Raw genomic sequence first — 26055 nt, 5'->3', positions numbered from 1 at the left:
TCTACGTGGGTCAGTTCTCGTCGCCCGACTCGTCGGGCGCCGCGTCCTGGGCGTCGTCCTCGGTCGTCGCGCTGCAGGTGTAGAGCGTGACGGTGGATCCGACGGCGACGTCGCCGACGTGCGACTGCGTGTGCACCGTGGGCGGATCCTCGACGACGCACGTCGGGTCGTCGTCGGTCTTCACCGTGAGGTGCAGACCCTCGAGCTGGCTCGTCGCGAAGTCGACGGTCGATCCCGACAGGTCGACGACCGTGACGCGGCCCGACGCGACCGTGAGGTCGACGGTCGAACCCGCCGAGATCTCGTCGCCCTCGTCGAGGCCGTCTCCCTCGGCCGAGGCCGTGAGGACGGTGCCGGCGTCGGCCTCGGCGTCGTTCTCGGGAGTGATGCGGCCGACCTGCAGCCCCAGATCGGTGATCGCCGAGCGCGCGTCGTCCTCGCTCATGCCCGCGAGGGCCGGGACCTCGACGAGCTGCGGGCCCTCCGACACCGTGACGTCGACGGTGCTGCCGATCGCGACCGATGTGCCCGAGGCGGGATCCGTGCTGATCACGACCCCCTCCGGGACGGTGTCGCTCGGCTCGTCGACGCGGTTCGCCGTGAGGCCGTCGCCCTCGAGGTCGCTCTGCGCGCGGTCCCAGCTGCCGCCCACGACGTTCGACACGTCGACGGTGTCGGCGGCGCGCAGGTCGAGCGGATCCATGCGCACGACCCAGATCACGACGGCCGCGATGAGGGCGACGACGAGGATCACCCCGGCCCACACCCAGGCGACGGGTGGGCCGGCCTGCGTGCGCGCCGAGCCGTTCTCGGTCGCGAGCTGCGCGAGGGTGTGCTCGGTCTGCGCCTGCTGCTGCGTGCGTTCGCCGTAGAGCTCGTCGCTCAGGGCGGCGAGCTGGCGCTCGGAGAGCCGCTTGCCGTCGAGCGCGCGGTCGAGCGCCTCGCGGAACGAGGCCGCGTTGGAGAAGCGCTGGTTCGGATCCTTCGCGAGCGCCCGCAGCACGATCGGGTCGAGCTGAGCGGGGGAGTCGGGGTTCGTCTGCGACGGCGCGACGGGCGCCTCGCGCACGTGCTGGTACGCGACGGCGACGGGGGAGTCGCCGCGGAACGGGACCTGGCCCGTGAGCAGCTCGTAGAGCACGATGCCGGTCGAGTAGAGGTCGGCGCGGGCGTCGACGGGGTCGCCCTTGGCCTGCTCCGGCGAGAAGTACGCGGCCGTGCCGAGGATCGTCGTCGTCTCGGCGACGGTCGACGAGGTGTCGCTCACGGCGCGGGCGATGCCGAAGTCCATGACCTTCACCTGGCCGGCGTCGGTGATCATGACGTTGCCCGGCTTGATGTCGCGGTGCACGACGCCCGCGCGGTGCGAGTACTCGAGCGCCTCGAGGATCCCGTCGACGTAGCGCGCCGCGTCGTCGGCCCCGACGGCGCCGTCGTTCAGGACGTCCTTGAGAAGGGTGCCGCGCACGAGCTCCATCACGATGAACGGCGTGTGGGTCGTGCCGCCGAAGCCGTCGTCCTCGAGGTCCTCGCCCGCGTCGTAGACCCGCACGATCGAGGGGTGCGACATGCGGCTCGCGGCCTGGGCCTCGAGGCGGAAGCGCGTGCGGAACGTGTTGTCGCCGGACAGATCCTTGCGGAGGATCTTGATCGCGACCGTGCGGCCGAGGGTCAGGTCGTAGCCGCGGTAGACGCTCGCCATGCCGCCGCGGCCGATGAGCGAGTCGACTCGGTAGCGGCCCGACAGAATGCGTTGCTGGACCGGAGACTGAACGGCCTGCGTGGGCTCGTCTGCCACGTCATGCCCTCCCCGTGGAACTCGACTGCGTGAAGTGCCAGCCTAACCGGCGCGGTTCGGCCGGCACTTCACGATCACGTGACGGTCGGTCAGTTCTCGGATCCGTCGGACCCGTCGGATCCGCTCGCCGAGGTGCCCGCGTCGGATCCGCTCTGGCCGCGCCCGCCGGCATTGCCGGTGCCCTCGGTCGCCGTGGCCGTCGGGGTCGGCGTGGGCGTCGGGGTCTCGGTGGGCTCGGGCTCGGAGACCTCGGCCGTCGCGACCTCGCTGCCCGCCGAGACGCGGCGGTCGTCGCCGCAGTAGGCGCCGTAGGTCGCCTGCACGCTCGCGGTGCCGTCGTCGATCGTGATGGTCGCCGAGTAGGTGTTCGCGTCGAAGTCGCGCTGCGTGGATCCGTCGTCGAACGTCGCGCCGATGAGGGTCACGGCGTAGCCGGTCGTCGTCGTGTTGGGGCACGACGAGTAGGCGGGCCAGGTGACCGTCGCCTGCTCGCCCTGCACGAGCGTGCCCGAGAAGCTCGGGGTGCCGGTCGGCGCCGGGACGTCGGCCATCGCGGCGTAGCGCGTCGCCGTGATCTCGGTGCCGGCCTCGACGAAGCCGCCGGGGCTGATCTCGTAGATCACGCCGACCTGGTCTTCGCTCGTGGCGGCGTCGCCGTCCTGGCAGTTGAGGCTGATCTGCGCGCCCGCCTCGCTGATGGCCTGGTTCGCGGCGTCGCACGTGAGGCCCTCGAGGCCCAGCGCCGTGACGTCGACGCGGTCGGGCGTGGGCGTCTCGGTGGGCGTCGGAGTCGGCGTCGCGGTGCGCGTCGCGCTCGCGGTGGGCGTCGGCGAGGAGGCCGCGTCGGAGTCGCCCCCGCCGAACCAGCCGCCCACGAGGCCCCAGACCGTTCCCGCGGCCACGACGGCGAGCAGGATGATGAGGGCGATGAGCGGACCCGTCCACGGGCTGCGCTTCTTCTTCGGCTTGGCGGCCGCGTCGGAGCCGTCGGCGGCCGGCATCGCGGCTGTCGCGGGCATCATCGTCGTCGCGGCGCCCGTCGTGCCCATGAGGCGCGTCATGGCGTCGTCGCCCATCTCTCCGCCGGCCGCGATCATCGGCGCGGCCGCGATGGCCGCGTCGAGGTCGCCGCGGCGCAGGGCGTTGCATGCGCGCGAGACGGCGGCCGCCGAGGCGGGCCGCTCGTCGGGCTTCTTCGCGATCATCGACATCACGAGGCGCTGCACGGGCTCGGGGACCGAGTCGGGCAGGGGCGGCGGCGCGTCGTTGATCTGCGCCATCGCGATCGCGACCTGCGACTCGCCCGTGAAGGGGCGCTTCCCCGCGAGGGCCTCGTACGCGACGATGCCGAGCGAGTAGATGTCGGTCGCGGGGCTCGCCGGGTGGCCGGAGGCCTGCTCGGGCGACAGGTACTGGACGGTGCCCATGACCTGGCCCGTCGCGGTGAGCGGGACCTGGTCGGCGATGCGCGCGATGCCGAAGTCGGTGATCTTCACGCGACCGTCGGGCGTGATGAGCAGGTTGCCCGGCTTGATGTCGCGGTGCACGAGGCCCGCGGCGTGGGCCGCCTGCAGCGCCGACGCGGTCTGCGAGACGTAGTCGAGGGTCTGGTCGGGCGACAGCGTGGTGTCGCGCTCGAGGACGGACGACAGCGCCTCGCCGGGCACGAGCTCCATGACGAGGAACGCGGATCCGTTCTCCTCGCCGTAGTCGAAGACGCTCGCGATGCCCTCGTGGTTGACGAGCGCCGCGTGGCGGGCCTCGGCGCGGAAGCGCTCGAGGAAGCCCGGGTCGCCCATGTACTCGTCTTTGAGGATCTTGATCGCGACGGTCCGGCCGATGATGTGGTCGGTCGCCGACCACACCTCGCCCATGCCGCCGATCGCGATCCGCGAGTCGAGTTCGTAGCGGCTGCCGCCGAATGTCACACCCTGTGTTGGCCTCATTGTGCGAGCACCGCCTCCATGACTGTCTTCGCGATGGGAGCCGCGATGGTGTTTCCCGAGCCGTTGCGGCCCTGGCCTCCGCCGTTCTCGACGACGACCGCGACCGCGACCTCCGGATCGTCTGCAGGGGCGAACCCTGCGAACCAGAGGGTGTACGGGTCGTCGTCTCCGCCTTGTTCGGCGGTGCCGGTCTTGCCCGCGACGTCGACCCCGTCAATTCTTGCATTTGTGGCCGCGCCGTCATTGACCGACGACATCATCATCTCGGTCACGGTTTCGGCGGTATCCGACGAAACCGCCTGACCGAGCTCGCTGGGGGTCGTGCTCTCCTGCACCGAGAGGTCGTCGCCGACGACCTGGTCGATGAGGTACGGCTTCATCTCGACGCCGTCGTTCGCGATCGTCGCGGCCGTCATCGCGACCTCGAGGGGCGTCGCCGTGACCTGGCCCTGGCCGAAGCCCGTGAGGGCGGCCTGGTCGTCGGAGAGCGAGTCGCTCGGGTAGCTCGACGTCGCGACCGAGAGGGGGATCTCGAGGTCGTCGGCGTTGTACCCGTACTTCTCGGCCTGCGCGAGGATCGCGTCGCTCCCGAGCTCGACGGCGAGCTCGGCCATCGGCACGTTGCAGCTGAGCTTGATCGCGGTCGCGAGCGTCACCTGGTCGCCCGATCCGCAGGTCGTCTGCGTCGCGTTCGTGATCTCGTGGCTCGTGCCGGGCGGGGTGTAGCTCTGCAGGTTGTCGAAGGTGCTGTCGGCCGTGTAGTCGCCCGACTCGAGCGCCGCCGAGGCGACGACGAGCTTGAAGGTCGACCCCGGGGGGTAGACGCTCGACGTCGCGTTGTTGATCAGCGGATTCGGATCCTGCGCGTTGAGGTCGTCGTACGCGGCGTTGGCGGCGTCGGAGTCGTGCACCGCGATCGAGTTGGTGTCGTAGCCCGGGGTCGTGACCATCGCGAGGATCTCGCCGGTGTCGGGCTTGATCGCGACGACGGCGCCCGTGTACCCCGCGTCGACCATGGCGTTGTATGCCGCGGCCTGCACATCGGGGTCGACGGTGAGCTCGACGCTCGAGCCGGTCGGCTCCTTGCCCGTGAGGACCTGCTCGATGCGCGAGAGGAAGGCCGAACTGCTGAAGCCCGAGAGCTCCTGGTTCGCGGCCTGCTCGATACCCGTCGCCGAGCCGAGCACGGGGTTCAGGTACCCCGTGATGCCCGACCACATGGCCGGGTCCTCGTAGATGCGCTGATAGGCATACAGGTCGTCGGTCGACTGCGAACGGGCGATCTGCTCGCCGCCGGCGATGATCGGACCGCGCTGCACCTCGTACGAGTCGTACAGCGTGCGCCGGTTGTTCTGATCGCTCGCGAGGGTGTCCTGCTGGAACACCTGGATCACGCTCGTCGACGCGAACAGCGCCACGAACATGAAGGCGACGATGATGCTCAGCCGCCGGATCTCCTTGGTCATCCGATCACCGCCCGGGGTTGGCGCCGCACGGAGTCGCTCACGCGCAGCAGGATCGCGACGATGATCCAGTTCGCAAGGAGCGAGGATCCGCCCGCCGCGAGGAACGGCGTCGTGAGGCCCGTGAGCGGGATCACGCGGGTCACGCCGCCGACCATGATGAACACCTGCAGCGCGAGGGTGAACGAGAGGCCCACCGCGAGCAGCTTGCCGAAGTCGTCCTGGCCCGCGACGCCGATGCGGGCGCCGCGGCTGACGAACACGAGGTAGAGCGCGAAGATCGCGAACAGGCCCACGAGGCCGAGCTCCTCGCCGAGGCTCGGGATGATGAAGTCGCTGTTGGCGACGGGTGTGAGGCCCGGGCGGCCCTGGCCGAGACCCGTGCCGAACATGCCGCCGTGCGCGAGGCCGAAGATGCCGTTGACGAGCTGGAAGCTGCCGCCGGCCGGATCGTTGTACAGGCTGTCGTCGAACGCATCGAGCCACGTCGTGAAGCGGTTGTGCACGTAGGGCATGACGAAGCTCGCCGCGACGGCGCCGCCGATCGCGAGGATCACGCCGATCAGCACCCAGCCCGTCTTGCCCGTCGCGACGTAGAGCATCGCGACGAACATGCCGAAGATGAGGAGGCCGGTTCCGAGGTCGCGCTGCGCGACGATGACGACCATCGAGACGGCCCAGATCACGAGGAGCGGGCCGAATTCGCGGGCCCGCGGGAACGTGAAGCCGAGGATCTTCGTGCCCGTCGACGTCAGGCTCTCCCGGGTGCGGACGAGGTATCCGGCGAAGAAGATCGCGAGGCAGATCTTCGCGATCTCGCCCGGCTGGAAGTTGAAGCCGGCGATCGAGATCCACACCGTCGCGTTGCCGCCGCCGTTGAGGAACGGGATGAACGGCAGGACGAGGAGGACGAGCCCGACGAAGCCGAAGATGTACGTGTAGCGGAACAGCACGCGGTAGTTCGCGAGCGTCCAGACGACGACGCCGCAGAGAGCCATCGAGACGGCCGCATATGCCATCTGGTGCATACCCGCCGCCGTCGCGGGGGTCGAGTCGAGGTCGAGCCGGTAGATCATCGACGTGCCGACGCCCGTGAGCGTCAGCGCGATCGGCAGGAGGAACGGGTCGGCCTGCGAGGCGCGGATCCGGAGCACGACGTGCAGGGCGATCGCGAGGACGCAGATCGCGCCGATGATGGTCAGGGGGCCCATGTCGAGCGCGCCGAGCGCGCCGAACTGCACGAGCACGAAAGCCGAGATCGTGATGGCGATCGCGAAGATGAGGAGCATGAGCTCGCGGTTGCGCAGCTGCTGCGCCTTGCGCATGCGGCGCAGGTCGCGCTTCACGCCGCGTTCGACGCGGGCGTCGTTCGCCACGTCGGTCATGAGTCACCTCCGTCGTCGGGCAGGGAGCCCCGGACGTTCTCGACGATCTGCTGGGCCTGAGCGAGGTTGGACGCCGAGATCGTATCGAGCACGTTCGTGAGATACGGATCACGCAGCTCCGAAAGCGCTATGCCGGTGTCCTCGTAGGGGGTCGCGAGCGAGAACGGCCCGATCGACTGCTGGATGCCCTGGTAGATCACGACCGAGTCGTCGTCGGCCCCCACGAAGTAGCGCGTCTGCGTCCAGCTGTAGAAGCCGAGCAGGCCAGCCGCGATCGCGGCGGCGAGCAGCACGAGGGCCGCGATGCCCGTGGCCCGGCGGCGGCGCGTGCGGCGCCTGTCCTCGGCGATGAGCTCCTCGAGGTACTCGGTGTCGGGCTCGAAGTGGGTCGGCTCGTTGGCGGCCGCGCGCGTGGGGTGCAGCCAGCCGGTCGGCACGATCGAGCGCGACGCGGGCACGGCGACGCCGTCGGGGTTCGACGCCGAGCCGACGATCGTCGGGGTGCCCGTGTAGAGCGGGTGCTGGCCGCCGACGTCGACGATCACGACCGTCACGTTGTCGGGGGCGCCGCCGTCGAGCGCCTGCTTGAGGAGCGTGTCGGCTGTGCGCGCCGGGGGCAGCTGGCGGCCGAAGATCTTGCCGATGTGCTGCTCGTCGACGACGCCCGAGAGCCCGTCGGAGCAGAGGAGCCACCGGTCGCCCGGCTTCGTCGGCATGATGAAGGTGTCGATCGCCGGGTGGGCGTCCATGTCGCCGAGCACGCGCATGAGCACCGAGCGGCGCGGGTGGTAGCGCGCCTCCTCCGGCGTGATGCGGCCCGTCTCGACGAGGCGCTGCACGAAGGTGTGGTCGGTCGTGATCTGGGTCAGCGCGCCGTCGCGGTAGAGATAGATGCGGCTGTCGCCGATGTGGCCGATGACGGCGTAGTCGTCGACCATGATGATGCCGCTGACGGTCGTGCCGAGGCCCGCGAGCTCGGGGCGCTCGGTCGCGACCTCGATGAGGTCGCCCGCCGTCGACGAGATCGTGTCGCGCAGCGCGACCTGGGCCTGCGCGGGCGAGTCGTAGTGCGTGTCGAGGGGCCGCAGCCGGCTGATCGCGATAGCCGACGCCACGTCGCCGCCCGCGTGCCCGCCCATGCCGTCGGCCACGGCGAACATATTCGAGCCCGAGTAGCCCGAATCCTGGTTGTTCGACCGCACACGTCCCGTGTGCGAGATCGCGGCGCTGGATCCCTGGAAGACCACGGCCCGGTTACGTCCGCAGCTCGAAGGTCGTGGCGCCCACCTTGATCGGGGCGCCGGGGGTCACGGCGAGCGGGGTCGAGGGCGAGACCTTCTGGCCCGAGAGGAAGGTGCCGTTGGTCGAGTCGAGATCCTGGATCATCCACTGCCCGCGGTTGTTCACGAGGCGCGCGTGGTGGCTCGACGTGTAGTCGTCGCGGATCACGAGGCCCGCGTCGCTCGAGCGGCCGATCGTCAGCGACTCGGTGCCGAGCGGCACCTCGAGCCCCTGCTTGGGGCCGGAGGTGATGACGATCCGCGACGGGATCGCGGGAGCCGACGACGCGGGGGTCTGCGGCCGCTGGACGTCGGTCATCACGGTGCGGGCGTCGGGATCCACCGCGACCGCCGGGGCGGGCTGCCGCGTCACCTGCTGCGGAACCGGCTCGGGCAGCTTGCGCACGCGGCCGCCGAAGACGTCGGCCCGCAGCGCGAACACGATGACGAAGACGAAGACCCACATGAGCAGCAGGAAGCCGTACTGCAGGAAGAAGAGGGTGAGGGTGCTCATCGGAGGCCTCCCTGGAACGCGTCGATGATCTGCGTCGCGTCCTGCTGCTGCGGCAGCCGGACAGGCGCCGCGGAGGCGACGACGCGGAAGACCATGTTCGTGCGGCCGATCGTGATCATCTGGCCGTCGGCGAGGCCCGCCTGCTTGATGCGCTGGCCGTCGAGCTTCGATCCGTTCGTGGATCCGAGGTCGCGCACCATCGCGCGCTCGCCGTCCCACAGGACCTCGACGTGCTTGCGGCTCGTGCCCGGGTCGGCGATCGTGATGTCGGCGTCGCTGCCGCGGCCGATCACGGTGCGCGCCCGGGAGAGCGTGTGGCGCCGGCCGTCGATGTCGAGAGCGGCCTGCCAGGAGACCTGCCCGTCGACGGACGAGCTCGAGACGTCGATCGTGCCGACCGACACGGCGTCGTCTGCCTGCAGCGCGATCGTGAGGGGCCCGGAGAAGCTGTAGCCCTGCGCCGACGCGTGCTTCTGGGCGATCGACCGCAGTTCGGAGTCGAGCCCGGATCCCAGCGCGGTCATGCGCTCGGCGTCGGCGGGGGAGAGGCGCACGAGGAAGGAGTTGGGAGCGAGGATCCGCTCGCGGCTCACGACGGCGGCCTTGGTGTCCATCTCTCGGCGCAGAGCCGAGGCGATCTCGACCGGCTGGATGCCGCTGCGGAAGGTCTTGGCGAACGCGCCGTTGACGGCGCGCTCGAGACCTCGCTCGAAGCTGTCAAGCAGTCCCACGGTGCTCCTCGGGGGTTTCGGACACGGGTTGACGTCATGGTAACGGCGGCGTCTGACATTCCTCGTCGTGCCCAGGGTGGATCCTCAGGCGCCCTGATTCGCGTCTCCCGCGCGCACCGTGATAATGTCGTGAAGTTGAGTTCGTCTCGCACGTTCTCTGCGCAAGTGGCGGAATCGGTAGACGCGCTGGCTTCAGGTGCCAGTGTCCTTACGGACGTGGGGGTTCAAGTCCCCCCTTGCGCACATCGCATCGAAGGGCCCGGATCCGAGGATCCGGGCCCTTCGCGCATCCCGCGGGAGGCGTACCGGAATCCAATCGCCCGACCGGGCGAAACGGTGCGATCCCGAGGCGCGAGGCGTGTACCCTCGATCGGGACGTCCTCTCTCGGTCGTCCGGCCCTCACTGTTTCCCCCCGATGGTGAGGGCTGTTTTCTTGCCTTCTGCGGCGTCATCTTTCGTCCGGGGGCTGGTCACGGTCATGTTCGTCGGCTACGTTGTGAGCGTCGGCGTGAAACTACGCCGACATCCGCCCCAATAGAACGGCAGTACATGGCAACTCAGGGCACCGTCAAGTGGTTCAACTCGGAGAAGGGCTTCGGCTTCATCTCTCCGGACGAGGGCGGCCAGGACGTCTTCGCGCACTACAGTGCGATCCAGAGCAAGGGCTACCGTGCGCTGGAAGAGAACCAGCGCGTGGAGTTCGAGGTCGCCGAGGGCCCCAAGGGCCTGCAGGCTGAGAACATCATCCCGCTGTAAGCAGCGCTGATACACAAGGAGCCCCTCGCCATCGCGGCGAGGGGCTCCTGCTCTTTCCGGGCGCTCAGCGGCGGCGCTTGCGGTTCCGCGCGAGGACGGCGGCCTGCTCGGCGTCGGCGATCGCGGCGCGGGCGGCGGCCAGGGCCTCGACCGGGGCGTGCGACTGGCGGGCGGCGGCGAGCCCGCGGCGCGCGCTGTCGAGCCGCACGCGGGCGTCGACCTCGGCGTCGAGGACGACGGCCTCGGCCCGCGCGAGCGCGCTGCGCGCCGCGCTGAGGGTGCCGGGAAGCGCGCTGCGGGCCGAGCGCACCTCCTGCTGCTGCGTGCGGGATCCCGCGAGGGCATCGTCGAGCCGGTCGCGCAGGCGCGCGAGGCGCTCGTTCGCGGTGACGGGGCGGCGGTCCGCCATCTGCTGGGCGCCGTCGAGGGCCGCCGACGCGACGCGGATCGCCTCGGCGAGGCGCGGGGCCTCGCGCGGGTCGACCGCCTGGAGGGTCCCCGACGCGGCGCGGATCGCGCTCGCCGCCGCCGCGGCCTCGTCGACGACCGCGAGGCGCGCGCCCACGACGAGGCGGTGCGTCTCCTCGAGCAGCTGCGCGCTCTGCTCGGCGCGCGCGAGCGACTTCTCGGCGGCCGTGAGGTGCGCGCGGACGTTCTGCTCGTCGTCGCGCGCGGCCTGCCAGTGGGCCTCGGCTCCGGCGAGGGCGTCGCGTGCCTCGGCGTCGGCCTGCGCGGCGTCCTCCCACTCGGTGTCGTCGGCGATGCGCTCGAGCTCGGCGCGGAGCGCGGCGGGATCCCCCATGCGCTCGGCGAGCGCGTCGATCCGCTCGCGGGCGGCCGCGATCTGCTCGGCGGGGCTCGCGTGCTGCGCGATCCACGCCTCGTTGTCGGATCGGGCCGCCGCGATCACGCCCATGGCCTCGTCGATCCCCGTCGTGAGCCGCTTGGCCTCTGCGCGCTTCTGGGCGGGGAGCAGCGCGTCGGCGCTCGCCGCGCTGTACGCCGCGAACGCGTCGTCGCGCGTGTGCTGCGCCGTGAGGCGTGCGCGGCGCAGCGACGCCGGGGGCCGGCCGTCGTAGAGGGCGCTCGCCATGCCGATCTCGAGGTCGAGCTCGGTCGTCGCGTCGTCGAGTTCGACGAGGCGCTCGCCGAGCGACGCGAGGGCCGCGTCGGCCCGAGCTCGCGCCCCCTTCCCGCGCCGCACGCCGCGGACGACGAGGATCACGGCGATCACGACGACGACCGCCGCGACGAGGGCGACGGCGCCCGGGATCGCCCAGGAGAGGATCTGGTCGGTGGAGCTCGGCATGGTTGCGGGTCAGGCGCCTCGCAGCAGGAGCGGGATGAGGTCGGCGGGGGCGTCCGCCTGGGCGATCGTCCCCTCTTCTTCGTCGGCGCCGCCGAAGCCCCAGCGCGCGAAGATCACGGGGACGCCGTGCTCGTTCGCGCCCTCGACGTCATGGCTGCGGTCGCCGATCAGGACCGGCCGCGAGATGTCGACGCCGTGCGCCTTCATGTCGTCGAGCGCGCGGCCGAGGACGTGCGCCTTGGTGTCGAGCACGTCGGGGTCGGGGATGGATCCGTGGATCGTCGTGAACAGCGGCGCGAGGCCGTGGTTCTGGAGGATCGAGAGCACCTGGTTGCCGGGCTTCGTGCTCGCGGTCGACTGGGGCACGCCCGCGCGGTTGACCTGGCGGATCACGTCCTCGACGCCCGGGTAGATGCGCACGGCCGTCGAATAGCCCTCGCTCGAGGCGAGTTCGCGGTAGCGGCCCACGGCGGCGGTCGCGTCGGGGAGCGAGAGGCCCGCGAGCTTCTGGAACGACTCGAGCATCGGCGGACCGATCCAGAGGTTCACATGCTCGTCGGCGATCGGGGGCTTGCCCATCTCGTCGAGCACCTGGCCGACGCGCGGAAGGATGCCCGCCGACGCGTCCGCGATGGTTCCGTCAACGTCCCAGAAGATGCACGACCACGGCGATTCCATGGGTCCAGCCTAGGCCGTCGAATGTCGGCATCCGGCCCGCGCGGCTGTGAGTCAGAAGAGCGTGGGGACTCCGCTGTCGATGCCCTTCATCGCCTCGTAGTCGAGCGTGAGGCAGCGGATCCCGCGGTCCTCCGCGAGCGTGCGCGCCTGCGGCTTGATCTCCTGGGCCGCGAAGACGCCGCGGATCCCCGTGAGGAGCGGGTCGCGCCCGAGCAGGTCGAGGTAGCGGGTCAGCTGCTCGACGCCGTCGATGTCGCCGCGGCGCTTGATCTCGACGGCGATCGCGACGCCGTCGGGGTCGCGCACGAGCAGGTCGACGGGGCCGATCGCGGTCGGGTACTCGCGGCGGACGAGCCGCGCGCCCTCCGTGATGAGGTCGACCTGCTCGGCGAGGAGGCGCTGGAGGTCGGACTCGACGCCGTCCTTGATGAGGCCGGGGTCGACGCCGAGGTCGTGGGTCGAGTCGTGGATGATCTCGTGGATCCGCACCGTGAGCGCGTCGCCCGTCTTCTGGTGCGTGACCTTCCACAGCTCGACGACGCCCGCGGCGGCGAGCTCGTCGTCGATCTCGAGGTGGTCGAGGCGGCAGGGCGGGCTCATCCAGTTGAGGGGCTTGTAGCTGCCGCCGTCGGAGTGGATGAGGAGCGACCCGTCGCCCTTGTGCATGAGCACGCGCGTGGCGAGCGGCAGGTGCGCGTTGAGGCGCCCTGCGTAGTCGACGGAGCACCGGGCGATGACGAGACGCACCCGACTACGGTACCTGCCCCGTCCCCCCGCCAGTTCTCCTTTTCTCCGTGTTTTCCCCACGCCTCGCGTGGGGAAAACACGGAGAAAAGGAGACTCAGGGGCGGATCATCGTCATACCGGCCGGGGTGGCGGTGTCCATCGACGGGAGGGCGCGGGCGGCCTCGTCGAGGTCGATGATCCGCTCGATGAGACGCTCGGGGGCGAGGGATCCGTCGGCGATCATCGCGAGCATGCCCGGGTAGTCGCGCGCCGACATGCCGTGGCTGCCGAGCACGTCGATCTCCCACGCGATGACCCGGCCCATCGGCACGCGGGGCGTGCCGGGCATGAGCCCGATCTGGACGTGGCGCCCGCGGCGCCTGAGCGACAGGATCGCCGTCGCGCAGGTCGCGTCGAGCCCGACGGCGTCGACCGCGACGTGCGCGCCGCCTCCCGTGATCTCCGAGACCCGCCGGGTCGCGTCGTCGTCGCTCACGACCGTCTCGGCCCCGAGCTCGCGCGCGGCCGCGAGCGCCGTCTCGCTGCGGTCGATCGCGATGAGGCGCGCGCCGAGCGCCTGCGCGATCATCACGGCGCTGAGGCCGACCCCGCCGGCCCCGACGACCGCGACCCACTCGCCCGGCTCGACGCGCGCCCGCGCGACGAGGCCGCGGTAGGCCGTCGCGAACCGGCACCCGAGGGCGGCCGCGGCCTCGAAGGTGACGCCGTCCGGGATCCGCACGAGGTTCGCGTCTGCGGCGTGCAGCGCGACGAGTTCGGCGAAGGATCCGTCGTGCGTGAAGCCCGGCTGCGTCTGGTCCGGGCACACCTGGGCGTCGCCCCGCAGGCACCACTCGCACGACCCGCACCCGTTCACGAAGGGGACCGTGACCCGGTCGCCGACCGCCCACCTCTCGACGCCCGCGCCGACCTCGGCCACGACCCCGGCGAGCTCGTGCCCCGGCACGTGGGGGAGCGAGATGTCGTCGTCGTGACCCGCCCAGCCGTGCCAGTCGCTGCGGCAGAGGCCCGTGGCCTCGACCCGCACGACGACCCCGTGCGCAGGTGCCTCAGGGCGCGGTACCTCAGAGACCTCGACGGGGCCCGAGAAGGCGGCATAGGTGACGGCGCGCATGGCATCCATTGTCGCGCCGCGCGGGGCTCACACCGCGTCGAACGCGGGCACGCGCCCGAGGAGCTCCGACACGTCGCCCGACACCTCGCGCGGCGCCGCCCCGCGCTCGAACACCAGGGCGGGACCCGGCGCCGCCGGGGAGACGGCGGATCCCCCGACCGCGGCCGTCGATCCGTCGACGGAGAGCCAGGTGCCCTCGCGCAGCCCGAGGATCGCGGCGTCGTTCTGCTCGAGGAACTCGGCGAGCCGCTGCTCGCGCGTCTCTCCGTTGTGCGTCGACGCCGGGTCGGCGTCGAGGAAGTGCGGGTTGAGCTGGAAGGGCACGAGCCCCAGGGCCTCGAACGACGCGGGCTGGGCGATCGGCATGTCGTTCGTCGTCCGGATGGTCGGACCCGCGATGTTGGTCCCCGCGCTCGCGCCCATATAGGGCATGCCGTCGGCGGTGCGCTCCCGGATCGCGTCGAGCGCCCCCGTGCGCTGCAGCGCGTCGAGCAGCCGGAAGGTGTTGCCGCCCCCGACGAAGACCGCCTCGGCGTCGCGGATCGCCGCGGCGGGATCGGCGGCCGCGTGGGCGCCCGCGACCGAGATCCCGCGGGCGGCGAGCGCCGACGCGACCTTGCGCGTGTAGGCGTCGTGATCGGCCAGCGCGTACGGCACGAACGTCAGGGCGGCGCCGTCGAGGAATCCGGCGACGACGTCGAGCGCGTGCTCGAGGTAGGCGGATCCGTGGTTCGTCGAGTTCGACAGGAGCAGGAGGTTCACGGGGGTCCCTTCGGTCAGGAGGTGCGCCGCGATCGGCCGCGCCGCCAGTCGCGGTGCGGCGCGGACGGCGCGCGGTTCGAGAGCAGGTCGGCGAGCTGCCGCGCCGCGGCCTGCAGGTCGTCGAGGTGGTCGCGCAGGTCGTCGTCGTATTCGACGACCTTCGGCTCGACGAGCGACATGGATCCGGCCGGGGTGGATCCGATGAGCACCGGCACGGCGATCGCCCGCGTCGTGGGGTCGTACTCGCCCTCGGAGTACGCCGATCCCGCGCGGTACGTCTCGTCGAGCAGCCGCTCGAGCTTCGCCTCGTCGACCTCGGTCAGCTCGGAGAAGCGGGCGAAGGGGCGGCCGCTCAGCATGTTGCGCCGGACGAGCGGGTCGAGGAACGCGAAGTACGCGCGCGACGTCGCCCCCGCGTGGGCGGGGTAGAGGTCGCCGACGAGCGGATGGGATCGCACGGGGCCCTGGTCTCCGTCGACGGCGGCGATGCAGCGCACGTGGAACCCGTCGGGGATCGTGAACGAGGCGGTGCGCCCCGTCTTCTCGGCGAGGTCGGTGAGGACCTGCTCGGCGAGGCGCGCGAGACCGCCGCCCCGCTCCCACAGCGCCGCCATGTGCCACATGGCCGGGCCGAGGCTGTACCGGCGCGTATAGGGGTCGGCGATGAGGAACCCGCGGGCCGCGAGGGCCGCGAGAAGCCGTTGGCTCGTCGACTTGTTGAAGCCGAACTCCTCGGCGAGCTCGTGCACGCCCCAGTCGCGCCGCGACTCGCTGTACGACAGGAGGATCTGCAGCGCGCGGTCGACGGTCTGGAGGGGGGAGGACGTCCGGTCGTCGTCTGTCGCCACGCGTGGGGCTCCTTGTCAGAGGGGATCCGGCGGCCGACGGGCGGCGTCCGCACGAGCGTCACCGTAGCAGGACGTATCGAAATGTGGTTGTAACTTTCAAATAGTGGGATTGGCTTGCGTTCTCTGATCCACGCACGGGAGGCTCATCCGAACCGGGCACAGAGCCCACCCTCCCGAAAGTGAGTCCCATGCAGTTCGTCCTCCGTCGCGTCCTGGCGATGGTTCCCGCGTTGCTGGGCGTGATCGTGGCCGTGTTCCTCATCACGCGCGTCCTGCCCGGCGACCCCGCGCGCACGCTCGCCGGCGACCAGGCCGACGCCTCGACGGTCGAGAAGATCCGCGAGCAGATGGGCCTCGACCGCCCGCTGCCCCTGCAGTTCGTCGACTACGTCGTCGGCCTCTTCCGCGGCGACCTCGGCTACGCGTGGCACACGGGCCACACCGTCGCCCAGGATCTCGCGACGCGGATCCCCGCGACCGTCGAGCTCGCCCTCGCGGCGCTCGTCATCGCGGTCGTCATCGGCGTCCCGCTCGGCATCGCGAGCGCCGTCTTCCGCGGCAGGCTCATCGATCACGTCACGCGCGTCATCACGCTCGTGGGCGCGTCGATGCCGCTGTTCTGGCTCGGCCTGCTCGTGATCTTCGTGTTCTACTTCCAGCTCGACGTCGCGCCGGCGCCGACGGGTCGGATCGGTGACAGCGTCAACCCGCCGACGCACGCGACGGGTCTCTACATCGTCGACAGCATCCTGTCGGGCGACACCGTCGCCCTGGGGTCGAGCCTCGCGCACATCATCTGGCCCGCCCTCGTCCTCGCGACCGGCGCGACCGCGATGATCTCGCGCATGACCCGCTCGGCGACCCTCGAGGTCATCGGCCAGGACTACGTTCGCACCGCGACCTCGAAGGGCCTGCCTCCGCTCGTGGTCATCGGGAAGCACGCCTTCCGCAACGCCTCCCCGGCCGTCGTCACCGTCATCGGGCTCGAGTTCGGGCAGCTCATGGCCGGCGCGGTCCTGACCGAGACGATCTTCAGCTGGCCCGGCGTCGGCTCCTACGTGACGCAGTCGATCCTCGCGACCGACTACGCGCCGGTGCAGGCCTTCACGCTGCTGTCCGCCGCCGTGTATCTCGTCGTCAACCTCCTCGTGGACCTGGCACAGGCCGCGATCGACCCGAGGATCCGCCATGCCTCCTGAGATGAAGACCCGCGGGACCGGATTCGTCCGCCTCCTGCTCCGCAACCGCCTCGGTATGCTCGGGCTCGGCGTCGTCCTCGTCTGGACCCTCGGCGCTCTGCTCGTCGGCGTCGTGAGCCCCTACGGCGCGGCCGAGACCGCCGTCGGGCCGCTGCTGGATCCCCCGAGCTGGGCGCACCTCTTCGGCACCGACAACTTCGGACGCGACATCCTCACGCGCGTCCTGTCGGGCGCCCGGCTCTCGCTCTGGACCGGCCTCATCGCCGTCGCGATCTCGATCGTGATCGGCGTGCCGCTCGGCGGCGTCGCCGGCTACGTCGGCGGCTGGGTCGGATCGCTGATCATGCGCGTCATGGACGTCATGCTCGCGTTCCCCTCGCTCGTGCTCGCCCTCGCGATCGCCGCGTCGCTCGGCCCCGGCGTCGGAAGCGCGATGGTCGCGGTCGGCATCGTGGGCATCCCCGAGTTCGCCCGCATCACGTACGGTCAGACGACGGCGCTCCGCGAGAGAGAGTTCGTCGAGGCGGGCCGCGCGCTCGGTCTCTCGACGCCCGTGATCCTGCTGCGCCACATCGTGCCGAACGCGCTCGCGCCGATCGTCGTCCGCGCCGCTCTCGGCATGGGCTACGCGATCCTCACGGCCGCGTCCCTCAGCTTCATCGGCCTCGGGGCGCAGCCGCCGACCGCCGAGTGGGGCGTCATGATCAGCGACGGCCGCGGCTACATCATCAGCGGCGAGTGGTGGCTGACGGTCTTCCCCGGCCTCGCGATCGCGACCTCGATCCTCGGCTTCAACCTGTTCGGAGACGCGCTGCGCGACGTCCTCGACCCCCGGCTGCGCACCACGGCATGACGCGCCGCCTTCCCGTCCCGCACCACCCGACCCCTCGCACAGGAGAACGCATGAAGAAGTTCCGCGCCATCGTGGCGCTGACCGCGGCAGGTGCGCTGCTCGCCGGCTGCAGCGCCAACAGCAACGCCAACTCGGCCGACTCGGGAGACGACGCGCCCGTGTCGCTCACGGCCGCCTACTCGGAGGGCGGCACGACCCTCAACCCCTACGAGGCGAACGACGTCACGAGCGACACCTTCGTGCTCGCGGCGTACGACCAGCTCGTCACCTACGACACCGAGGTGGTCGACGGCCAGGCCACGGCGAAGACCGACTCGATCTCGCCCATGCTCGCCGAGTCGTGGGACGTCGACGACGACGCGACCGAGTACACGTTCCACCTGCGCGACGACGTGACCTTCCAGAGCGGCAACCCGCTCACTTCCGCCGACGTCGTCGGCTCGCTCGACCTCATCAAGGCCTCGTCGAGCGCGAGCTTCCTCTACGACATGGCGGGCATCGACTCCTACGAGGCGGTCGACGACCACACCGTGACGATCACCCTCACGGGGCCGAACCACCTCTTCCTGCAGATCCTGCCCATGTACTCGTTCTCGATCGTCGACACGGCGCTCGTCGACGAGAACGGCGGCGCGGACTGGCTCGCGCAGAACACGGCGGGAAGCGGCCCGTACGTGCTCGACTCGTGGGATCCCGCGACCGAGGCCGCGCTGACCCGCAACGACGACTACTGGGGCGCCGAGCCGCAGATCGACGACGTCACGGTGCGCTTCGTGAGCGAGGCGTCGAACCGCGTGCAGCTGCTGAGCCGCGGCGAGGTCGGCCTCGCGCTCGAGCTGCCGGCGAAGGACGTCGCGACGCTCGAGGACACCGACGGGGTCGTGATCGACTCGCGCGCCAGCAACAAAGAGCTCTTCTTCGCGATGAACAACGAGATCGCGCCCTTCGACGACCCCAAGGTCCGCCAGGCGATCAGCTACGCGATCCCGACCGACGCGCTCATCGACGACGTCATGCAGGGTCAGGCGAGCCCCATGACCTCCTCGGTCCCGAGCTCGATGCCCGGCTTCGACGACTCGACGTACGCGTACCACGAGGATCTCGACAAGGCGAAGGAGCTCCTCACGGAGGCCGGGTACCCCGACGGCTTCACCTTCGACTTCACCCTCGGCGGCGGATTCCAGGACTGGGCAGATGACGCCGTCCTGATCCAGGCCGAGCTCGCGAAGATCGGCGTGACCATGAACATCACGAACATGGCCCGCGCGCAGTTCCTCGACGCCCTCGACACCCGCCAGGTGCAGGCGTACATCTCGCGCTGGACCTCGTTCGTCAACGACCCCGGCTACCACCTGGGTCTGCTGCTCACGACCGACACCTCGAGCAACTACATGAACTACTCGAACGCCGAGGTCGACGCGCTCTGGGAGAAGGCCGCGGCCGAGCCCGACGTCGACGTGCGCAACGAGTACTACGCGCAGATGCAGGCACTGATCACCGAGGACGCGCCGTGGGCGTACCTCTACGAGTACAACATCGTGGTCGGCCTGCAGGAGGGCACCACGGGGTACACCTCGTACCCCGACGGGATCGTCCGCTTCGCGCAGCTGAGCGTCGAGGACTGACACCGACACCGGACGGCGCCCGCGACGCGGGGGCACGTCACCCGGAGGGGCGGGGATCCGCCCGCCCCTCCCGCATCACCCGCACGATCGAAAGGAACCACGCGATGAGCGCGGACAACTGGGAGGACCGGCTCGTACGGGCCATCGACGAGCGAGCCGACGAGCTGCTCGAGCTGGCCGGGGCCATGATCCGGATCCCGAGCGAGAACCCGTCGGGCGACTGCACGGAGATCGCCGCGTTCACCGCCGACTACCTCCGCTCGCGCGGCCTCGACGCGCAGGTCCTCGACGCCGGCGACGGGCGTGTCAACGTCCTCTCGCACAGCGGCGAGGCCGCGGACGACGAGCGGTACCTCGTGCTGTCGGGCCACTACGACGTCGTGCCCGTGGGCGACGTGTCGCGCTGGTCGTTCCCGCCCTTCGCGGGCGACGTCGTCGACGGCTGGCTGCGCGGGCGCGGCGCGAGCGACATGAAGGCCGGCCTCGCGGGAGCGCTGTTCGTGTACGGCCTGCTCGCGGAGCTCGAGGTCCCGATCCGCGGCAAGCTGAGCTTCCTCGGCGTCTGCGACGAGGAGGTCGGCGGCCGTCGCGGCGCCGACTGGGTCCTCGACCAGGGCCACATCGCGGGCGCGACGGCGGGGATCATCGCTGAGCCGGCCGAGCGCTCGCACCCGACGATCGGGCAGAAGGGCAGCAACTGGTTCCGCCTCACGATCGAGGGCCGGCCGGGCCACGGCAGCCTGCAGCCGCTCCACGGCGTGAACGCCAACCTCCTCGCCGCGAAGGCGATCGTCGCGCTCCAGGACCTCTGGAACATGGTCCCGAACGCTCCCGAGGACGTCCGCGGGCTGATCGAGGACTCGAAGGTCTACGCCGAGGAGCGCGAGGGCTACCAGCCCGGCATCGGCCAGGTGTTCGAGCACGTGACGGTCAACGTCGGCACGGTCTCGGGCGGCACGTCGACCAACGTCGTGGCCGACCGCGCCGTCGTCGAGATCGACACCCGCGTCCCCATCGGGCTCACGCGCGACGAGGTCAACGCCCGCGTGCGCGAGATCCTCGACGAGCAGGGGATCCCCGCCGAGATCGAGCCTCTCGGCTTCATGAGCGAGCCGAACTGGACCCTGCCGTCCGACCCGATCGTGCGCGAGCTGATCGGCGTCCTCCGCGACATCAGCGACCCCGAGGCCCAGGGCGTCCTGCAGTGGGCGTCGTCCGACGCGCGCACCTTCCGTTCGCACGGGATCCCCGTGCTGCAGTACGGTCCGGCGGAGCTCGCGACGATCCACGGCTTCGACGAGAAGGCCCCCGCGGCCGACGTCATCCTCGCCGCGAAGGTCTACGCGCTCACGACCCTGCGCTACCTCGGGCTCGCGGGGGAGTAGCCGACGATGTCCGCCCTGCTCACGATCGACGACCTGCGGGTCGAGATCCCCACCGCCCGCGGCGTCGTCACGCCCGTCGACGGCGTCAGCCTCGAGATCGGCGAGGGGGAGATGCTCGGCCTCGTCGGCGAGTCCGGCAGCGGCAAGAGCATGACCGCCATGTCGATCCTGCGGATGCTGCCGACGCCCGCCGCCCGGATCGTCGGCGGCAGCATCCGCTTCGACGGCGAGGATCTCGTCGGCGCCGCCCCGCGGCGGCTCCGGGAGATCCGGGGCGGCCGCGTCGGCACGATCTTCCAGGAGCCCATGACGGCCCTGAACCCCGTCTTCACGATCGGCGACCAGCTCACCGAGCCGCTGCGTCGCCACCGCGGGATGGGGCGCCGCGCCGCGTGGACGCGCGGCATCGAGCTGCTCGAGATGGTGGGGATCCGCCGCGCCGAGCGCGTGATGCGCGAGCACCCCTTCCAGCTGTCCGGCGGGATGCGCCAGCGCGTCATGATCGCGATCGCCATGTCGTGCGAGCCGCGTCTGCTGATCGCGGACGAGCCGACGACGGCGCTCGACGTGACGACCCAGGCGCAGATCCTCGACCTCATGGTCGGGCTCCAGCGCGACCACGGCACCGCGGTCCTCCTGATCACCCACGATCTCGGCGTCGTCGCGCAGACCTGCCAGCGCGCGTCGGTCATGTACGGCGGAGAGGTCGTCGAATCGGCCCCCGTGGACCGCCTGTTCGACGAGCCCGAGCATGCCTACACGCGGCGCCTCCTCGGGATGCGACCCCGTGCGCTCGACGACGCGCTCGACGCCCGCGAGCGCGTCGAGATCCCCGCCGGCAGTAGGCCGCTCGTCGAGGTCTCGGGCCTCGTGAAGCACTACAGCACGGGCCGTGGCCGCGAGCGCGAGATCGTGCGCGCGGTCGACGGCGTCGACTTCGCGCTGCACGCGGGCCGGACCCTCGCGGTCGTCGGCGAGTCGGGATCCGGCAAGTCGACCACGGGGCGCGCCGTCCTGCGGCTCATCGAGCCGAGCGAGGGGACGATCCGCTTCGAGGGCCGCGACGTGCGCGCCCTGCGCGGCGAGGCGCTGCGTTCGTGGCGCCGCGAGGCGCAGATCATCTTCCAGGACACCTACGCCTCGCTCGACCCGCGCTGGAAGGTCGGCGCATCGCTCGAGGAGCCCCTCGCGCGACACACGCGGCTCTCGGCCGCCGAACGCCGCGACCGCGTCGCCGAGTCGCTCGAGCTCGTGGGCCTCACGGCCGATCACGCGTCGCGCTTCCCCCACGAGTTCTCGGGCGGACAGCGCCAGCGCATCGGCATCGCCCGCGCGCTCGTCCTGCGGCCCAAGCTCGTCGTCGCCGACGAGCCCGTCTCGGCGCTCGACGTCTCGGTGCAGGCGCAGGTCCTCGACCTCATGCGCGATCTGCAGAAGCAGCTGGGCCTCGCGTACCTCTTCATCACCCACGACCTGTCGGTCGTGGCCGAGATCGCCGACGACGTGCTCGTGATGCGCACGGGCCAGGTCGTCGAGCAGGGCGGCGTCGACCAGGTGCTGCGCGATCCGCGGCATCCGTACACCCGCGCCCTCCTCGCCGCCGTGCCGCGGGCGGATCCCGGAGCGGGCGCCGACGCCGGCGAGCGCGCCCGTATCATCGAGCTGGGCCTGTCATGAGGCTCGGCGTGATCACGATCGGGCAGACGCCCCGGATCGATCTGACTCCCGAGCTCGAGGCGCTGCTCCCCGGCGTCGAGCTCATCGAGCGCGGTGTGCTCGACGGCTGCGACGACGTCGAGATCGCGGGCTTCGCCCCCGAGCCGGGCGACCACGTCCTCACGACGCGCCTGGCCGACGGCGGATCCGCGATCATCGGCGAGCGCACGGTCATGGAGCGTCTGCCGGCGATCATCGCGCGGCTCGAGCAGGAGACCGACGCGATCCTCCTGGCCTGCACGGGGGCATTCCCCGAGATGGACTCGAAGAAGCCGTTCTTCGTGCCCGACCGGATCATCGCGCACGCCGTCGCCGCCGCGGCGCCGAGCGGATCGCGCGTCGGCATCGTCTCGCCGCTCGCGGAGCAGCGTGAGGACGCCTTGCGCAAGTTCCAGGGCGTGCTGGGGGAGGGGCGCGAGGTCCTCGTCGCCGCGTCCTCGCCCTACACCGGGACGGAGGCCGAGCTGCGTGCCGCGTCGCGCGAGCTCGCCGAGTCCGGAGCCCGGCTCATCGCGCTCGACTGCTTCGGCTACACCGCCGCCATGCGCGCCGCCGTCGCCGACGAGACGGGTCTTCCCGTCGTCGTCGCCCGGTCGGTCGCGGCGCGCATCGCGGCCGAGGCCCTGGGCGCCGGCGCCTGAGGCCCGCGCTCCCGACTTCCACCCCCTGAAGGAGATACATCCATGTCCTGGTCACACCTTTCCGCCGCCTACGACCTGCTCGACGACCCGGGTGTGCGCGGCGACGCCGTCGCGGAGCACCTGCGCGCGATCGCGCCGTCGGCCGAGGTCGAAGTGACGGTCGTCGCGGGAGACGGCGGCGAGACCGACTTCGTCCGCGTCACGATCCCCGGATCCGACGGCAAGCGCGCCGGAGGATCCGCGCCGACGCTCGGGATCCTCGGCCGCCTCGGAGGTCTCGGGGCGCGCCCCGAGCAGATCGGCTTCGTGAGCGACGGCGACGGGGCGCTCGCCGCCGTGACGATCGCCGCGAAGCTCCTCGCGATGGCCGCGCGCGGCGAGCAGCTGCCCGGCGACGTCATCGTCGCGACGCACATCGACCCCGACGCCCCGACGCAGCCGCACGACCCCGTCCCGTTCATGGGATCCGTCGTCGAGCAGGACGTGAGCAACGAGCACGAGGTCTCGCCCGAGATGGACGCCATCATCTCGATCGACACGACCAAGGGAAACCGCGTGCTCAACCACAAGGGCATCGCGATCACGCCTACGATCGCCGACGGGTGGATCCTGCGCGTCTCGGAGACGCTTCTCGACATCGTGAGCCGCACGACGGGGCGCCTGCCCGCCGTCATGCCCATCACGATGCAGGACATCACGCCGTACGGCAACGACGTCTACCACGTGAACTCGATCGTGCAGCCGTGCACCGCGACGACCGCGCCGGTCGTGGGCGTCGCGATCGTCACGGAGTCGGCCGTGCCCGGATCCGCGACGGGCGCGACCGACCTGCACGACGTCGACCAGGCGGTGCGCTTCGCTATCGAGACGGCGAAGGACTTCGGCCGCGGCATCGCGTCGTTCCACGACGCCGACGAGCTCGCCCACATCAAGGGCCTCTACGGCGAGATGTCGCACCTGCGCACGCAGGGCGCATGATCCCGGGCCGGTGCCCCGCGGGGCACCGGCCGCACGTCACACCCCCGCAGGAACCGCCGCCGAGCCCGCGACCTTCGCGAGGGCCGCGAGGTTCGCGGCGTACTCGGCCGCCGCGGATCCGACGACGCTCTCGATGTCGTCCATCTGCGTCAGCGAGAAGTAGAACCCGCGGCCCGGGACGACGGCGCCGAGCTCGGCGAGCAGCGGCGCGAGCGTGAAGGTCGGCCCCATCTGGTGGCCGAAGTCGGCTCCCGTGTGCACGGGGATCGCGGGGACGCCCGAGAGGCCGCCCGCCGGGTAGCGGTCGAGGAACGCCTTCAGCAGACCCGTGTACGTGCCCTTGTACGTCGGCGAGGCGAAGACCGCGAGATCGGACGCCGCGACGGCGGCGTTCGCGGCGGCCAGCTTGTCTGACGGCCAGACGAGGACCTCGTCGGCGTAGTCGGCGAGGTCGAATACCCGCACGTCGTACGACCCCGGTTCGAGGAGCTTCGCGACCAGCAGCTCGGCGACCTTGCGCGTGCGCGAGGCGGCCTTGGGATTTCCGATGACGATCGAGACGGTCAGCGTCATGATGTTCCTGCTCTCATCGATTCCGAATGGTGGGAAAGACGGGAGGAGCGTGCGTCGCACGGGGACGTGGAGACGATGCTCCTCCACACTCCACCGGGATCTTGTGGCTCGGTGGGCCCGCGACGTCTCACATCGCACGCCCCAGTGTGCCCCACGCGTGTATCGCCGCGGAAGCCGGACGTTTCTTCTGCGTAACGCGGGATCCGCGCGCGGTCAGTGCGCCGCGTAGAGCCCCTGCAGCTCGCCGGCCTCCTCGAGGTACGCGCGGCGGCGGGCGAAGAGGTCGGGCGCGAGGGCGCGCACGCGGTCGACGACCTCGCCGAGGTCGGCCGTCAGGAGCCGCCCGTCGCGCACGACGATCTCGCCGTCGACCATCGTCATGTCGACGTCGGATCCGCGCACCGCGTGCACGAGGTTGTGGTGCAGGTTCGCGTACTCGCCGCCGTCGAAGAGCGGCGTCATGCGCGGGGTGTCGGTGCGCACCGCGATGAGGTCGGCCTTCTTCCCGACCTCGACTGATCCGAGCGCGTCGCCCTGCCCGATCGCGCGCGCCCCGCCCCGGGTCGCCATGCGGAGCACCTGCCACGAGTCCATCGCCGCGGCGTCCATGCGGCGCAGCTTCCCGAGCAGCGAGGCGACCTTCATCTCCTCGAACATGTCGAGGTTGTTGTTCTCCTTCTCGCCGTCGGTCCCGAGGCCCACGGCGACGCCCGCCTCGAGCATCTCGGCGACGGGCGCCATGCCGCTCGCGAGCTTCATGTTCGACACGGGGTTGTGCGAGACTCCGACGCCGCGCTCGGCGATGAGGTCCACCTCGCCCTGGTCGAGCCACACGGCGTGGGCGATCATGGCCCGCGGGGCATCGAAGAACCCGATCCGCTCGAGGGCGTGCATCGGTCGCATGCCGTAACGGGAATGGAAGTCGGCGAGCTCGACCTCCGACTCGCTGCAGTGGGTGTAGATCCCCGTGTCGTAGTGCTTCGCCATGTCGATCGCGCGCCGCTGGCCCGCCTCGTCGGCGTAGAAGAGGTGCTCGAGGCCGACCCACGGCATGACGCGACCGCCGGCGGCGCCCGTCCACTCACGGAGGATCCGCTCGTTGTCGTCGAGCGTGTCGAAGTAGTCGAAGTCGGGGTGCGCGCCGACGTAGTTCACCGTGACGACGCGGTTGCCGAGAGTGCTCGCGGCGCGCGCTGCGCCGTCCATGAAGCGCCACATGTCGACGACGGTCGTGGTGCCCGCGAGCAGCCCCTCGCTGTAGCAGAGCATCGCGGCGGCCTCCGCCTCGTCGGCGTTCAGCACCCTGTGCATGGGATCGATGTGCAGGCGTAGCCACTCCCACACGGGCAGGTGCTCGGCGGTCCCGCGCAGCAGGCCCGAGTGGTGGTGCGCGTTGACGAGTCCCGGCATCAGCAGGCGATCGGGCAGATCGACGCGTTCCGCCTCGGGGTGGCGCGCTGCGAGATCGGCGACGGGCCCGATCTCGACGATCGCCCCCGCCTCGACGAGGACGGCGGATCCGGCGAGGACCGAGAGCGCGTCGTCCATGGTGACGATCTGGTCGGGCACGAGGAGCGTGGAGCGGGGTGGCACGGGTCCAGTGTGCGGATCCGGCCCGCGCCCCGCACGCGACACGGCGGCCGGAAACAACCCTTTTACGTGCTCCCCGATCCCGGGCCCCGGCGACGTAACGCACCCCGCACGGCGGCGACACGGGGACGAAACAGGTGCTCCCTACCGTGTTGAACTGATC

The 26055-nt window shown here is 71.1% G+C and carries 23 protein-coding genes and 1 tRNA gene; 9 read left to right on the top strand and 15 right to left on the bottom strand.

The annotated features are described in order from the left end of the window. Window positions 1-10 precede the first annotated feature (10 nt). From pknB to H576_RS0108770, 7 genes are all read right to left on the bottom strand, one after another. Window positions 11-1798, bottom strand: a complete 1788-nt coding sequence (gene pknB, locus H576_RS15050) for a Stk1 family PASTA domain-containing Ser/Thr kinase (protein WP_281167311.1) — start codon at window positions 1796-1798, stop codon at window positions 11-13. 89 nt (window positions 1799-1887) lie between these two features. Beyond that, entirely contained in the window at window positions 1888-3744 is a 1857-nt protein-coding gene (locus tag H576_RS15045) for a serine/threonine-protein kinase (protein WP_084502594.1), read from the bottom strand. Continuing rightward, complete coding sequence (locus H576_RS0108790; RefSeq protein ID WP_029150634.1) at window positions 3741-5210, bottom strand: peptidoglycan D,D-transpeptidase FtsI family protein; 1470 nt, start codon at window positions 5208-5210, stop codon at window positions 3741-3743. The genes H576_RS15045 and H576_RS0108790 overlap by 4 nt, the downstream gene beginning before the upstream one ends. Beyond that, window positions 5207-6592, bottom strand: coding sequence for an FtsW/RodA/SpoVE family cell cycle protein (locus H576_RS0108785; protein ID WP_029150633.1), 1386 nt, complete (start codon window positions 6590-6592; stop codon window positions 5207-5209). The genes H576_RS0108790 and H576_RS0108785 overlap by 4 nt, the downstream gene beginning before the upstream one ends. Beyond that, window positions 6589-7839, bottom strand: a complete 1251-nt coding sequence (locus H576_RS0108780; RefSeq protein WP_029150632.1) for a PP2C family protein-serine/threonine phosphatase — start codon at window positions 7837-7839, stop codon at window positions 6589-6591. Before H576_RS0108780 ends, H576_RS0108785 begins: the two co-directional genes overlap by 4 nt. Before the next feature lie 7 nt (window positions 7840-7846). Beyond that, entirely contained in the window at window positions 7847-8386 is a 540-nt protein-coding gene (locus tag H576_RS0108775; RefSeq protein WP_029150631.1) for an FHA domain-containing protein FhaB/FipA, read from the bottom strand. After that, window positions 8383-9117 (bottom strand): FHA domain-containing protein, encoded by a 735-nt coding sequence (locus H576_RS0108770; protein ID WP_029150630.1) that lies wholly within the window; start codon window positions 9115-9117, stop codon window positions 8383-8385. The genes H576_RS0108775 and H576_RS0108770 overlap by 4 nt, the downstream gene beginning before the upstream one ends. 159 nt (window positions 9118-9276) lie before the next feature. Here H576_RS0108770 and H576_RS0108765 point away from each other — a divergent pair. Continuing rightward, a tRNA-Leu gene (locus H576_RS0108765) sits at window positions 9277-9360 on the top strand. A 307-nt stretch (window positions 9361-9667) separates the two neighbouring features. Beyond that, window positions 9668-9874 carry a cold-shock protein gene (locus H576_RS0108760; protein ID WP_029150629.1) on the top strand — a complete coding sequence of 69 codons (207 nt, stop codon included), beginning with the start codon at window positions 9668-9670 and terminating at the stop codon, window positions 9872-9874. Between the two features lie 64 nt (window positions 9875-9938). On the opposite strand, the gene H576_RS0108755 is transcribed toward H576_RS0108760, so the two are convergent. The 6 genes from H576_RS0108755 to H576_RS0108730 all read right to left on the bottom strand — a co-directional run bounded on the left by H576_RS0108755 (window position 9939) and on the right by H576_RS0108730 (window position 15332). Continuing rightward, the gene (locus tag H576_RS0108755) at window positions 9939-11183 is read right to left on the bottom strand and encodes a hypothetical protein (protein ID WP_029150628.1); all 1245 of its coding nucleotides are present in this window, start codon (window positions 11181-11183) and stop codon (window positions 9939-9941) included. 9 nt (window positions 11184-11192) lie between these two features. Beyond that, window positions 11193-11861: an HAD hydrolase-like protein gene (locus H576_RS0108750; protein WP_036320131.1), complete on the bottom strand. Its 669-nt coding sequence runs from the start codon at window positions 11859-11861 to the stop codon at window positions 11193-11195. 51 nt (window positions 11862-11912) lie between these two features. Further along, the gene (nucS, locus tag H576_RS0108745; protein ID WP_029150626.1) at window positions 11913-12608 is read right to left on the bottom strand and encodes an endonuclease NucS; all 696 of its coding nucleotides are present in this window, start codon (window positions 12606-12608) and stop codon (window positions 11913-11915) included. Window positions 12609-12702: 94 nt separating this feature from the next. After that, complete coding sequence (locus tag H576_RS0108740; RefSeq protein WP_029150625.1) at window positions 12703-13722, bottom strand: zinc-dependent alcohol dehydrogenase family protein; 1020 nt, start codon at window positions 13720-13722, stop codon at window positions 12703-12705. Between the two features lie 27 nt (window positions 13723-13749). Next, entirely contained in the window at window positions 13750-14484 is a 735-nt protein-coding gene (gene pepE, locus H576_RS0108735; protein WP_029150624.1) for a dipeptidase PepE, read from the bottom strand. A 14-nt stretch (window positions 14485-14498) separates the two neighbouring features. After that, window positions 14499-15332 (bottom strand): IclR family transcriptional regulator, encoded by an 834-nt coding sequence (locus tag H576_RS0108730; RefSeq protein WP_029150623.1) that lies wholly within the window; start codon window positions 15330-15332, stop codon window positions 14499-14501. Window positions 15333-15520: 188 nt separating this feature from the next. Here H576_RS0108730 and H576_RS0108725 point away from each other — a divergent pair, with 188 nt between their 5' ends. From H576_RS0108725 to H576_RS0108695, 7 genes are all read left to right on the top strand, one after another. Further along, on the top strand, window positions 15521-16531 hold the full coding sequence (locus tag H576_RS0108725; RefSeq protein WP_029150622.1) for an ABC transporter permease: 1011 nt from the start codon (window positions 15521-15523) through the stop codon (window positions 16529-16531). After that, window positions 16521-17384, top strand: coding sequence for an ABC transporter permease (locus H576_RS0108720; protein ID WP_051172488.1), 864 nt, complete (start codon window positions 16521-16523; stop codon window positions 17382-17384). The genes H576_RS0108725 and H576_RS0108720 overlap by 11 nt, the downstream gene beginning before the upstream one ends. A gap of 50 nt (window positions 17385-17434) precedes the next feature. After that, window positions 17435-19009 carry an ABC transporter substrate-binding protein gene (locus tag H576_RS0108715; RefSeq protein ID WP_029150620.1) on the top strand — a complete coding sequence of 525 codons (1575 nt, stop codon included), beginning with the start codon at window positions 17435-17437 and terminating at the stop codon, window positions 19007-19009. A gap of 104 nt (window positions 19010-19113) precedes the next feature. Continuing rightward, the gene (locus tag H576_RS0108710) at window positions 19114-20394 is read left to right on the top strand and encodes a M20 family metallopeptidase (protein WP_029150619.1); all 1281 of its coding nucleotides are present in this window, start codon (window positions 19114-19116) and stop codon (window positions 20392-20394) included. 6 nt (window positions 20395-20400) lie between these two features. After that, a complete protein-coding gene (locus H576_RS15040) occupies window positions 20401-22071 on the top strand; it encodes an ABC transporter ATP-binding protein (protein ID WP_051172486.1) in 1671 nt (556 codons plus the stop codon). 8 nt (window positions 22072-22079) lie between these two features. After that, window positions 22080-22751, top strand: a complete 672-nt coding sequence (locus tag H576_RS0108700; protein WP_211215793.1) for an AroM family protein — start codon at window positions 22080-22082, stop codon at window positions 22749-22751. Window positions 22752-22793: 42 nt separating this feature from the next. Then, window positions 22794-23729 (top strand): DUF1177 domain-containing protein, encoded by a 936-nt coding sequence (locus H576_RS0108695; RefSeq protein WP_029150617.1) that lies wholly within the window; start codon window positions 22794-22796, stop codon window positions 23727-23729. A gap of 36 nt (window positions 23730-23765) precedes the next feature. On the opposite strand, the gene H576_RS15035 is transcribed toward H576_RS0108695, so the two are convergent. Beyond that, window positions 23766-24302, bottom strand: coding sequence for an NADPH-dependent FMN reductase (locus tag H576_RS15035; protein WP_156888186.1), 537 nt, complete (start codon window positions 24300-24302; stop codon window positions 23766-23768). A 213-nt stretch (window positions 24303-24515) separates the two neighbouring features. After that, the gene (locus H576_RS0108685) at window positions 24516-25895 is read right to left on the bottom strand and encodes an amidohydrolase family protein (RefSeq protein ID WP_029150616.1); all 1380 of its coding nucleotides are present in this window, start codon (window positions 25893-25895) and stop codon (window positions 24516-24518) included. Between the last annotated feature and the right edge of the window lie 160 nt (window positions 25896-26055).

It is taken from the genome of Microbacterium indicum DSM 19969 (genome assembly GCF_000422385.1).
Classification (GTDB): Bacteria; Actinomycetota; Actinomycetes; order Actinomycetales; family Microbacteriaceae; genus Microbacterium; species Microbacterium indicum.
Note: the sequence above shows the minus strand (reverse complement) of the source record. Positions and strands in the feature narration are given on the sequence as shown.

Excerpts from the sequence above, each read along its gene's own strand:
- H576_RS15045 (WP_084502594.1), bottom strand. The coding sequence starts at position 3,744 with ATGAGGCCAACACAGGGTGTGACATTCGGCGGCAGCCGCTACGAACTC.
- H576_RS0108790 (WP_029150634.1), bottom strand. The coding sequence starts at position 5,210 with ATGACCAAGGAGATCCGGCGGCTGAGCATCATCGTCGCCTTCATGTTC.
- H576_RS0108785 (WP_029150633.1), bottom strand. The coding sequence starts at position 6,592 with ATGACCGACGTGGCGAACGACGCCCGCGTCGAACGCGGCGTGAAGCGC.
- H576_RS0108775 (WP_029150631.1), bottom strand. The coding sequence starts at position 8,386 with ATGAGCACCCTCACCCTCTTCTTCCTGCAGTACGGCTTCCTGCTGCTC.
- H576_RS0108760 (WP_029150629.1), top strand. The coding sequence starts at position 9,668 with ATGGCAACTCAGGGCACCGTCAAGTGGTTCAACTCGGAGAAGGGCTTC.
- H576_RS0108755 (WP_029150628.1), bottom strand. The coding sequence starts at position 11,183 with ATGCCGAGCTCCACCGACCAGATCCTCTCCTGGGCGATCCCGGGCGCC.
- H576_RS0108750 (WP_036320131.1), bottom strand. The coding sequence starts at position 11,861 with ATGGAATCGCCGTGGTCGTGCATCTTCTGGGACGTTGACGGAACCATC.
- H576_RS0108740 (WP_029150625.1), bottom strand. The coding sequence starts at position 13,722 with ATGCGCGCCGTCACCTATGCCGCCTTCTCGGGCCCCGTCGAGGTCTCT.
- H576_RS0108725 (WP_029150622.1), top strand. The coding sequence starts at position 15,521 with ATGCAGTTCGTCCTCCGTCGCGTCCTGGCGATGGTTCCCGCGTTGCTG.
- H576_RS0108720 (WP_051172488.1), top strand. The coding sequence starts at position 16,521 with ATGCCTCCTGAGATGAAGACCCGCGGGACCGGATTCGTCCGCCTCCTG.
- H576_RS0108715 (WP_029150620.1), top strand. The coding sequence starts at position 17,435 with ATGAAGAAGTTCCGCGCCATCGTGGCGCTGACCGCGGCAGGTGCGCTG.
- H576_RS0108710 (WP_029150619.1), top strand. The coding sequence starts at position 19,114 with ATGAGCGCGGACAACTGGGAGGACCGGCTCGTACGGGCCATCGACGAG.
- H576_RS15040 (WP_051172486.1), top strand. The coding sequence starts at position 20,401 with ATGTCCGCCCTGCTCACGATCGACGACCTGCGGGTCGAGATCCCCACC.
- H576_RS0108695 (WP_029150617.1), top strand. The coding sequence starts at position 22,794 with ATGTCCTGGTCACACCTTTCCGCCGCCTACGACCTGCTCGACGACCCG.
- H576_RS15035 (WP_156888186.1), bottom strand. The coding sequence starts at position 24,302 with ATGACGCTGACCGTCTCGATCGTCATCGGAAATCCCAAGGCCGCCTCG.